This window comes from Flavobacterium sp., from assembly GCF_029242675.1.
In the GTDB taxonomy this organism is placed as follows: Bacteria; Bacteroidota; Bacteroidia; order Flavobacteriales; family Flavobacteriaceae; genus Flavobacterium.
This window is the reverse complement of sequence record NZ_JAQWTM010000273.1, coordinates 1-10,909: the sequence shown is the minus strand read 5'-3', so window position 1 is coordinate 10,909 and position 10,909 is coordinate 1. Positions and strand designations below refer to the sequence as shown.

The window sequence follows — 10,909 nt, the reverse complement described above, 5'->3', positions numbered from 1 at the left end:
TTTATTTATAAATCCATATACTAATTAATGAAATGAGCTTTTGAATATCGATAGGTTTAGATTGATAATCTGATGCTCCTGCGTTTATGATTTCGTCACGATCTCCTTTCATGGCTTTAGCAGTTAAAGCAATAATTGGTAGGTTTTTCCATCGTATATTTTCCCTGATTTTTCGTGTTGCTTCAAAGCCATCCATTTCGGGCATCATGATGTCCATTAAAACGATATCCGTATTACCATTGTTTTCCAAAGCTTCTAACGCTTCGATACCGTTAAATGCTGTAGTAATGTTGGCGCCTTTGCCAGTAAGCGCTGCTGATAAAGCGTAAATGTTTCTAATATCATCATCTACAATTAGAATGTTTTTGTCTTTTAATACTTCACCTCCCGCAAGGTTAGGTGCTGCAACGTAACTGGTTTCAGTGGTGGTTTCTATTTTATTTAAAAACAGCAGCAATTCATCTTTGAGGCGTTCCGTTGCATTATTAGTTTTAATAATGATACTGTTTACACTTTTTTCTAATTCTAATTGCTCTTGCTCCGATAATGATTTTCCAGTATTAATAATAATTTTTATATTTCTGTTTTTTGAGATAGACTTAAGTTGTGACACCGATTTGATGTTATCAGAATCAGGTAGGCCAAGGTCAACAATGGCGCAATCTATATCATCATTTTTCAAAATGTTTTCCGCTTCCTGTCTAGAGTAGGCTTGTAAGCAAATTACATTGCTGTCATTAGAATGCAGTAATTGCTTAATAGAATAGTTAAGTTTTTGGTCGTCTTCGAGTACTAGTATTTTTTTAAATACTTTGTTTATTTGGTTGTCAATAGACTCAAATGCTGCTTTTAGTTTTTCGGGAGTAATTGGTTTTACTAAGAAATCAAAAGCACCCATTTCCTTGGCTAATTTTTCTCTCTTCATTCCGGACATTACGTGAACAGGAATGTGCTGCAGGTCTTTGTCATCTTTCAGCCATTTTAAAACAGTCCATCCATCTATTCCTGGTAATTTCATATCCAGAATAATTGCTTTTGGTTTGTACTTCTTAGCGTATTGAAAACCAGTTTCACCTTGATGTGCGATAATGGCTTTGAACCCATTGTTATGAGCGACTTGAAGCAGTACCTCAGCAAATGATGGATCGTCTTCGATAATTAGAATTGTTTTGTCGTCAATATCTGCTTTGTTTCTATCGTCAGCAATGTCGGCTGATAGATCAACAAATTCATCATTTGGATTGGGATTTTCGCTTTCAATTGTTCTTTCTTCCATTTTTTGCGGAAGCACTATCTCTGTATGTTCGGAAGTTGTTGTAGGATATCGAGCGGGTATTAAAACGCCAAAAGTACTTCCTTGATTAAGGATGCTGTCAAAAAAGACTTCTCCTCCCATTAAATAGGCGAGCTGTTTCGAGATATAGAGCCCAAGCCCAGTTCCGCCATATTTGCGACTAGTAGAGCTATCTGCTTGCTGAAAACTTTGAAATAATTTTTTCTTATTTTCCTCGGAAATTCCAATACCACTATCCTTTATTGTAATGGCTAAAATAGCATTAGTTGGTAGTGTAGCGAGAGTCGAAGAGGTGAATTGATAATCTTGATCCGGTTGCCCAAAGGTCATGGATACTGTCCCGCTATTTGGAGTGAATTTCATTGCATTAGATAAAAAATTCTTTAATACTTGTTCGATTTTTCCAATATCAGTAAACAATGCTTTTGGACAATCATCCGTAATTTTAGTAGTGAAGGTAATATTCTTTTTCTGCATTTGTACCCTAAACAAGCTATCCATATCAGAGAATATGCGCTCTACGACTGTTTCTTCAGGATAAATTTCTACTTTTCCAGCCTCTATTTTGGAGATGTCTAAAATATCAGTAATTAGATTTAATAAATCCTTTCCTGAGGAATTTATCACGGATAAGTTTTCAATTTGTGCAGTACTTAAATTTCCAGCTGTATTGTCTTTTAATAAATCAGATAAAATAAGGATGCTATTTAATGGCGTTCGCAATTCATGCGACATATTAGCTAAAAACTCTGATTTATAAGAACTCGCTTTTGCAATTTCATCGGATTTGATGTTTAATTCTTCTTGAGCGATAATCAAATCGCTATTTTTCTTCTCAATCTCATGATTTTTATTTTCGAGCTCTCTTCCTTTCTCTTCTAAATAAGCATTCGTTTGTTCTAGTTCAGCTGCTTGGTTTTTCAACTCTTCCTCAGACTGTTGTAGTAATTGAGCGTTTTTGTTTAATTCTTCATTGTTTTGTCGTAGCTCCTCTTCTTGAACAACTAGAATACTGTTTTTACGGTTAATCTCTTCGACGGAAGCTTTCAACTCCTCATTCCTGATGAATACTTCGAGAGCGCTTCCAATCGTTTCTTGGAGTGTAGCTAGTAGCAATTGATCAGCGTTAGTAAAATGGTGTAACGATCCAAGTTCTATAACTGCCATCACCTTATTTTTATAGGCTATCGGTGTAATCAAAATGTTGTAAATTGCCGATGCGCCTAAAGAGGAACTTATAGAAGAATAGGTGTAGTCTAAGTCACTAAAATATTTTTGCTTGTTGCTTTTTGCAGCTTCTCCAATAAGACCTTCTCCAATTTTTATTATTTCGGGCGTGTCACTATTTCCTGCATAGGTTCCCACCTTTAATAAGCGATCTTGCTTCTCCAAATAGTCGGTCATGTAAAAACTGGCTTGACACGAATTAGTTTGATTGATTAATGCTTCGCAAAGATTTGATCCAAATTCTTTGATAGTTTTAGAATCGATAATAATTTTATTGATTTCGATGATGTTTTTTTTAAGTTGATCATTTTCTTTTTCTTCTACATTGTATCTTTGTAAGTCTATTGACATTTTATTAAGTGATCGATTTAGAAGGTCTGACTTGCTTCGTAACTCAATAGTTTCGCCCAAAATCCCACTACTTATTTTAGTTGAAAGATCTATTTGCTTTTTAATACCTGTGGTTAGGCTTTGTAAAGAAGAATTAATAGCGTTAAACTCGGTATTTCCTGAAAGTGTGCTATGTCGGTTTATATTTCCTAATGCAATCTTTTGAATAGAGTTGGAAATAACTTGTAGTGCAGTAGCCGTGTTACGAATTAAATTGTACACTAAAACTATCGTGAATAAAAGTAAAGAGATTAGAGATATCACAATTATCACTGTATTAATCAAGATGGTTTTTTGTTGTTCTTGTGCGTATTTAATAATGCTATTAACTTTATTGTTTCTTAATTCCTTAAGTTTTTCATTTGTTCCTGTTGAGGTTTTCCACCAAGCTGCTGGGGATAAATCTAATTTGGAGGTCATTATTTCTTCTGCTGTTGATAAAAAAGATTTAAATTGAACACTGTTTTTGTATTTAATAATTTCATCGTTAACATGTTCACTGTTTAATATGGTTAATTTGAAATCGGAATTGAAGTTTATGTTTTTCGCATTGTCATAATATATTACTAAATCAGTATTGGTTTTATCATGTGTTATCTTATCTAATATAATTCCTCTTATAAGGTTTGTAGCTGCCTTCGATCCAATATAACATTTTAAATTATTGGCTAGTTTAGCTATCTCAGTATCATCGCAATTAATTATTTCCCTCTCAATTAAATTATCTAGTATGGAATTTATTGTAGAGTAATTTTTATAAATTTCCGCTAAAGGAATTAATTTTTCAGTTCTTTTAGAAGAAATTTCATTAAAAATATCCTGAGCTAATCTTAAGTTTTTTTTAATAATAGGATCCTTAAAAGGGGTAATAGATAAGCGCCATTTTAACTGATTTAATTTTTTTTTATAAGAAGTAATTTGTGAGGGATTAATTTTAGAATATTCGTAAAGTGCTCTCTCATCGTTTACTAATGTTTTAGTATTTGATAAACTTGCTATAACTTGAAGGTTTTCAAGGCTATGTTCTAGTCTTATATAATTTTTATAAGTTGAATTTAAATTAGCAATTGTGAAGTATATTAATCCTATTATTGGTATTAATAAAATTATAATTAATTGTTTTTTAAAGGGTAAGTTTTTCCACATAGTAGTTCAATAGGTTGTAGAGCTAATATATCTATTTTTTTTTGATTTTTACTTTTTATTTTGCTACTCTAATCTTCTCTAATAATTTGGAGAAAGTTGGGTATAAAAAAAGGAGTGTCTCAATTGAAACACTCCTTTGCTAATTATCTTTCTAATGCTATTACTATTGTTGTTTTTTTATTGAATTAACATAATTGGTCAGCTTTTTACCATAGAGTGAGTTGGCGACTTTTGGAGTCATCGACTTTTGAATGGTATCTAAATATTTAATATTGATGTCATAAATTTCAGATAAGGCAATATAAGGTGCTATTTCATAATCTCTATGATTGATGGCAAAATTAGTTGCAAATAAATAACTTCTCTTTGTATTTGAATCTTGTTTTAATGTCAAGCTGTCAATTGCTTTTGCATTTTGTCTTTTGATCGCTTTAAATTTTTGTTCTAACAAAGTCAGATTTTCATCTTTAAAACGACTATTTATTTTTTTGTACTCGTCATAAAGCTCATGATTTTTTGATCCCGTTACCTTTGCAGAGGTAATATAGGAGTCTAAATTAGTTTCAATAGCAATGTTTCCTGGCTCAGCAAAAAATACTAAATTATTATCCATTGAGTTAGTTACACCTCTATCCAAAAACAAATAGAGCATTTCAGGAGATTTTAAATCAAGATCACTAGTAAATGTAGAGCTACCGTCGATAGTTATAGTGTCTATTGCCACAAGTGCTGTGTCAACAATGCGTTGGATGTACAAAGTTCCATTTTTTAATCCTTTGATATTTCCTGTGATATGAACGTTTGTTTTGGAATCTGTTTTATTACAAGATGCTACGATCGCGAGTGTTACTAGAGCGAGAATGGTTTTTTTCATTGGTTTTAATTTTGCCGCAAAATAAAGAAAATAGTTGGAATGTGTGGGTACTTAATCAAGGTTATTTAAAAAAAAATCCCAATCTATTTCTAAATTGGGATTGTAATTTATGCTATTAGTATTTCAACCAGGCTTGTCGCAGGCTTGCTTTGGAGGCATCAGTCGCTTTAAGGACTTGCTTGTCTTCAAGAGGAAGGCTAACGGGAGCTTTAAGTATCTTAACAACGCCATCTCGTTTCACCTTAACGGTCATAACACTTTTATCTTTCCAGCTTTGACTATCATTAATCATATCGTAAATCGTGTCTAGATTGTAGGCTTTATCATTGATTGATTCGATACTATCTCCTCCTTTTAAACCAAGACTAGTAAAAAACGAATTAAGCTCAATGTTAGGGATTACGATAATCTCTTTGGTCTCTTGATTTACGGTGATGTAAGGTACTTGTCCTTTTAAAAATATGCCAGCTGGACTTTTTACAACTGCAGGGCTTACGCCAACTTTTGCAAAATAATAATCATAAGGTATTGGTGTTGTTCCTGCTACGTAAGTGTTTAAAAAATCACCCACTTCAGGGTAGGTTAAGGCTGTAATTTTATCAAAAAGTTCTTCGTCATTAAAAGCCTTGTTAACGCCATATTCACTCGAAAGTTTTTGCATCAGGTTTAAAATTCCTCTCTCACCATTGCTTTTTTCACGGATGATGATATCGATACACATTCCAATAAGAGCTCCTTTTTGATATACATTAATGTATTGATCTTTATAGGGTTGCTCTAAAACATTTGCACTCATAGTCGTAAAAGACATGGTGTCATTCATGGTTTTCGCGCGATCAATTTGGTCAGCAAGTCGGGAGTAATAATCCTCCTCGTCAATCAAACCTTGGTTGATTTGAAAAAGGTTTGCAAAATATTCAGTTACACCTTCATACATCCATAAATGTTTGGACATTTTGGGATCGTTATAATCAAAATCTTGAATTTCTTTGGAATGAATACTCAAAGGGGTTACAATGTGAAAGAATTCATGGGATACCACATCCATCATTGATTTTACTAATTCTTCTTTTGACATTACTTCAGGTAAAACAACTGTTGTAGCTGTTGGGTGTTCTAAAGCACCAAAACCTTTAGCATCCTCTTGGGTCAATGACGATAAGTATAGGAGAACGCTGTATTTTTTAGTGGCATTAATTTTTTCTAAAAATGTTTTTTGTGCCGTCATCATGGTCTTCATCTCTGGAGTGATACTCTCAGCGGTAACTTTGCCAGTAGGAGAGTAAACACTAATTAGGATGTCCATTCCATCTACATTAAAAGTAGTATAGTCTGGCTTTGAATACATGATAGGGTTTTCAACTAATTCAGCATAGCGAGAGGTAATAAAAGTGTCAGAGGTAGCGCTAGCATCTCTATCAGTCATTGATGTGCTTCCCCATAAAGTTTCAGGATGTGAAATCGTAACTTTATACGGAATGGTCATAAAATTAGTAAAGTAACCTACAAAGCAGTGCGTGTTTAACATGAAGTTCTCGCCTGCCAATATATTGGATCCCGCTGGTGAGAATACATCATCTCCTCCAAAACTACCTCCTTTTTCAGTATCGAATGAGTCGTTTACCAAATACGTTACTCTATCTAAAGTTTTAGCATTGGCTATTGACCATGAGTTTTTATCTGTTTTTTTAACAACTAATGGGTTGCCTTTTTTGTCAAAAGCTTTTAAATCTTCAATGAACCTGCCGTAATTATCTTCAGAGTAAGTCCCAGGAACTGTTTTTGGAATGTGATAGGTTATTAGGTCCGTGGTTATGGTAGGCGCATTAACGGTTACCATCACTTTATCCTCTTTAATATCGTTTAAATTAATGGCTACTTCAATTTCTGTTTTTGCAGGTGCAATGGCTGAGTTGGTGGGTTTACAGCTCCAGAAAAATGGCACTAAGGCTAGTGTATAAAAAATTCTTTTCATTATTTTACTATTGATTTGCTCTTTAAACTTGCAACATCGCACAAGCTTTTTATTTGTTGGTAATTAGTTATAAAAAAACACTCTTGAGTAAGAGTGTTGCTATTTTAGTCAAATTTGTTTTTGATGTAATATTTTCCATCCAAATCTTCGTCAAAATCGTCAATTTTAATTGGTTTGGGTTTTGGCTTGTTAGCTGCTGCTTTTTTCTTCCACATCTCAAATTTTTCAGCAGGCATCTTTTTTTTCATGATTTCCAGAACCTCTTTTTCTGCTAGTCCGAATTCCTTTTTAATAATTTCAAAAGGATTTTTTTCTTCTAAAGCTAGCGTAACAAGTTTTTCTGTTTGCTCCCAGGTCAGTTCTTTGCGGTTACTCTTTTTCATCACGTGAAAATTAATTCAAATAGGTTTTATAATTAGTAATCTAATAGCTTGTCTATAAGACTTCAATATTAATAAAAAAAAATAGTACTTTGGAATAAAACAGATTTTTTTTTCATTAAATCCTTCTTTTTTAGATTTTGTCTAATTAGGTAGCTGCAGTGCTGTATAATCTAATAAGCGATTCGATAAAGAAGTGGAATGAAGTGCATTTTTTAAACTTATAGCAACGTGTATTGATAAGCCCAAAATATTAATACCAATTGAAGCGGCATTCTTAAAATCAAAGCCCAAAGCGGTAAACCCATTCTTGCTGTAGGATTTTGATACATATAAACGTGTGTTGGGAAAACAGCAATTAATAACGCAATAACTCCCCAAGCAGCACTATTGGTTAAAGTAGGAATCATTAATGCGATGCCAAGAATGATTTCAGCCAAACCACTAATCGTATTTAAGGCTTTAGGATTGGGTAGATAGGGAGGTATAATTTTTACGTATAACCTCGGGTTTCTAAAATGATTTAGTCCTGCAACACAATAAATTACAGCCATTAAATAGAGGTGCCACGGTAGTGTCATGTTTTTTAAGTTTAAATGTTAATCGCTAAATTAACGATATATACTTGAAAAGTAGCCCATTAATTCCCAACAAACAATAAAAAATTATCCTTTGCTTTTTTTCCAATTTATATTCATGATCACAATAGCGGCAATAATTAATATGATTCCTAACCATTGTGTGCTGTTTACCTCTTCATTTAATAATACATAAGCCATCATCACTGATACGGGTAATTCTAGAGCCGATACAATACTACCTAGTCCGATTCCTGTTAGTGGGAAGCCCGCATTCATTAACATAGGAGGAATTATGGTTCCAAATAACGCTAGAACGATACCCCACTTTGCAAAAATAGAATAATTAAAAGGTGTCACTTGAGTAGCAATCGAAAAACCAAATACGATGATCGCACCACCTAGCAGCATGTATAAACTACGTTGTGCTGACGAAATATCAGTAGCAACACTGTTTGCAGTGAACATAGTAGTGGTAAATGAGGCTGCTGCTAACATTCCCCACATAATGCCATGCCAATCTAACTGAACTTCGTTGTTTATTAAATTAGTTGCAAGAACGGTTCCGATTAAAACGATACCTACCGAAAGTACTTTTTGTTTTGAAGGAAGTTTTTTCTCCAAAATCATTTCTAATAAAACGCCCATCCAAACGGTTTGCATCAAAAGAACAATTCCTATGGATACAGGAATGTATTTTACAGCTAAATAGTAAAAAACGCTTGTCATTCCTAGAGATGTTCCAGCAAGCATTAATTGAAAAATATTGCGAGAACTCGCTTTTTTGGTTGTATTTTTATTTTTTATTTTTTGAAATAAATTGATCAGCAATATTCCAATAATTCCTAATATAAATTGAGAACTTGTTACCTCTGCGGTTGTATAGTTTTCAGTGTATGCCATTTTAACAAATGTAGCAAGCATACCATAAGTTGTTGCACCTAATCCTACTAAGAAAACGCCTTTTAAGACATTATTTTTAATCATTTTTTTATTTTTTTAAAGCGGGCAAAGATATGCTTTCATCTTGAAGGTGGCTTCATATGCGAACTTTTTTTTAGAATAATCCGTTCAGCACTGGATTTTTGATTCCAATTGAGGCAGGATTTAAATCTAATTTATTTTGTAATAGATTGGCATAGACACTTCTAAAATCAATTTGGTGCTTTAAATCACCTTGATACAAATCAGCTAAATTAGGATTGCTGCCAATTACATTTCCTTTGTTATTGCCACCAATTATAAACATTGGAGCTGCTGCGCCATGATCGGTTCCGTTTCCATTGTCCTTTACGCGGCGACCAAACTCTGAGAAAACAACTATGGTTACATTTTGCAGTAGTTTTGCTTTTTTTAAATCGGTATAAAAACTAAATAAGGAGTCGTTTAATTCGGCTAATTTGTTTTTATGAATGGCCAGTTGATTATCGTGCGTATCAAAACCACCTAAAGAAGTGTAATATACTTTTGAATTTAAATTTCCTTTAATGAGGCGAGCTACCCAAGCTAAGTTTTTGCCTAAGCCTGTTGTTGGATACGTTGTTTCGGCGCTAGATTGCGCAAGTGCTTTTTGAATCAAATCAGATCCTTCGATTGCAGAATTGGCTATTTTTCGAACAAAATCTAACTCGGGATTGTCAGATAAAAGAGCGCTTTCTTCTTTTCCATTTTTAATTTTAAATTTTTCGGGATCTTTAATTGTGATCGCATTTGGCTCTTTCCCTTTTAGTGCTAAATTGTCTATGGTATCGATATTAATTCCCGCAGTAGGAGTGTGGGTGTGGCATTGCAAATCTAGGTAGCGTCCCAGCCAACCTTCGTTGATGTATTGATTAGAATCTGTTGCGGTTTGCCAAATCTCTTGACTTCTAAAATGAGAACGGTTAGGTTCAGGATAACCCACATTTTGAATCACAGTGAGGTCACCATTTTGTTGCATTTGAGCAAACCCTTTTAATGCAGGATGAAAACCCATTTCTTTGTCACCGGCAATCACTTCCTCTTTTGACAGTGCTATTTTAGGTCGCATTTCATAATAGAGTGGGTCGAGATAGGGAATAAAAGTATTCAAACCATCATTTCCTCCATTAAGCTGAACAAAAACCACCGATTGCTCGCCAATAATTAAGTTTTCTTGTTTGCTAAAAGCAAATAGAAAATCAGGTAATAATAACGAACCTCCTGTTAATGTACCTGTAAGGGATAAAAAGTTTCTTCTGTTCATAATTGTACGTGTTGGATAGTAGGACTAGATTAACTGAAACTCTGGTTCTTTTATAATGGTGTTGAATAATCGTAAAACGGCTTGGTTGCTATTGGGCGCATTGGCATCGAAATCGTATTTTAAAACGGTTTCAAAATCCTTTTGCATATCTGGACTTACAGAAAAGAGTAGGCGATCAGTAAGTTCTTTAATAATTGCTTTATTAGTTCCTTTTTGCCATTGTAATTGGGTTTCTCTTTCTTTTACATTAGGGTATCTTACTTCCATTTCTTGGTTATCGGTAGCCCTTGTCAAGCGGCGACCTTGACAAAAAGCATCTGCTATAGAAGCACGTTGTAAGTAAATTTGAGAAGTAAGCCACGATTGACCGCCTTGCCAACCTTTGACATTGGGTTGATTGAATAAGTCCATACTTTGTTGTTTCAAAAGCAGCGCTATTAAATTACTTTTTACATTAGGCAGCTGGAGTTCGTGCACTAATTGCAAACTGAATTCAAGTGGGTTTTTAATTTTGGACCCCGCCGATTTTTTATCAAATTCTTCAGTGAAAATTTTGGTAAGTAAGGACTTGAATTCAAAATTTACAGTCCTGAAATAATCCCCATAATAGCGAACCAGTGCATCGTTTGGATTGTCGTAAATAAACCATTCCAGAATTTTTCGGGTCATTAGATACGGAATGTTTTTCTGTTCAAAAATAATATCGACCATTTCATCTGCTTTAAAAACACCTTTTTTGCCAAAGTAATTCATTGGTGTATCATCTTGCAGAAATCTACGATATTCAGCGCCGTTCTCTCCCAAAGTGAGTCCGGCTAATC

At 33.9% G+C, this 10,909-nt stretch carries 8 protein-coding genes; all 8 read right to left on the bottom strand.

Going from position 1 to position 10,909, the window contains the following annotated elements; all coding sequences use genetic code 11:
• Position 1: 1 nt before the first annotated feature.
• A complete protein-coding gene (locus P8M54_RS10030; protein WP_300287688.1) occupies positions 2-4,057 on the bottom strand; it encodes a response regulator in 4,056 nt (1,351 codons plus the stop codon).
• Positions 4,058-4,220: 163 nt separating this feature from the next.
• Entirely contained in the window at positions 4,221-4,931 is a 711-nt protein-coding gene (locus P8M54_RS10025; protein WP_300287687.1) for a DUF4369 domain-containing protein, read from the bottom strand.
• Between the two features lie 115 nt (positions 4,932-5,046).
• Positions 5,047-6,906 (bottom strand): peptidase M61, encoded by a 1,860-nt coding sequence (locus tag P8M54_RS10020; protein ID WP_300287686.1) that lies wholly within the window; start codon positions 6,904-6,906, stop codon positions 5,047-5,049.
• Between the two features lie 104 nt (positions 6,907-7,010).
• Positions 7,011-7,289, bottom strand: a complete 279-nt coding sequence (locus P8M54_RS10015) for a DUF2805 domain-containing protein (RefSeq protein WP_300287685.1) — start codon at positions 7,287-7,289, stop codon at positions 7,011-7,013.
• Positions 7,290-7,507: 218 nt separating this feature from the next.
• The gene (locus P8M54_RS10010) at positions 7,508-7,867 is read right to left on the bottom strand and encodes a DoxX family protein (protein ID WP_300287683.1); all 360 of its coding nucleotides are present in this window, start codon (positions 7,865-7,867) and stop codon (positions 7,508-7,510) included.
• A gap of 84 nt (positions 7,868-7,951) precedes the next feature.
• Positions 7,952-8,851: a DMT family transporter gene (locus P8M54_RS10005; protein ID WP_300287682.1), complete on the bottom strand. Its 900-nt coding sequence runs from the start codon at positions 8,849-8,851 to the stop codon at positions 7,952-7,954.
• A gap of 70 nt (positions 8,852-8,921) precedes the next feature.
• Positions 8,922-10,088 carry a DUF1501 domain-containing protein gene (locus P8M54_RS10000; protein WP_300287681.1) on the bottom strand — a complete coding sequence of 389 codons (1,167 nt, stop codon included), beginning with the start codon at positions 10,086-10,088 and terminating at the stop codon, positions 8,922-8,924.
• Between the two features lie 24 nt (positions 10,089-10,112).
• On the bottom strand, positions 10,113-10,909 hold a 797-nt coding region (locus P8M54_RS09995; RefSeq protein WP_300287680.1), incomplete at its 5' end, for a DUF1800 family protein.

Coding starts and splice junctions, on each gene's coding strand:
- P8M54_RS10030 (WP_300287688.1), bottom strand. CDS start 4,057: ATGTGGAAAAACTTACCCTTTAAAAAACAATTAATTATAATTTTATTA.
- P8M54_RS10025 (WP_300287687.1), bottom strand. CDS start 4,931: ATGAAAAAAACCATTCTCGCTCTAGTAACACTCGCGATCGTAGCATCT.
- P8M54_RS10020 (WP_300287686.1), bottom strand. CDS start 6,906: ATGAAAAGAATTTTTTATACACTAGCCTTAGTGCCATTTTTCTGGAGC.
- P8M54_RS10015 (WP_300287685.1), bottom strand. CDS start 7,289: ATGAAAAAGAGTAACCGCAAAGAACTGACCTGGGAGCAAACAGAAAAA.
- P8M54_RS10010 (WP_300287683.1), bottom strand. CDS start 7,867: ATGACACTACCGTGGCACCTCTATTTAATGGCTGTAATTTATTGTGTT.
- P8M54_RS10005 (WP_300287682.1), bottom strand. CDS start 8,851: ATGATTAAAAATAATGTCTTAAAAGGCGTTTTCTTAGTAGGATTAGGT.
- P8M54_RS10000 (WP_300287681.1), bottom strand. CDS start 10,088: ATGAACAGAAGAAACTTTTTATCCCTTACAGGTACATTAACAGGAGGT.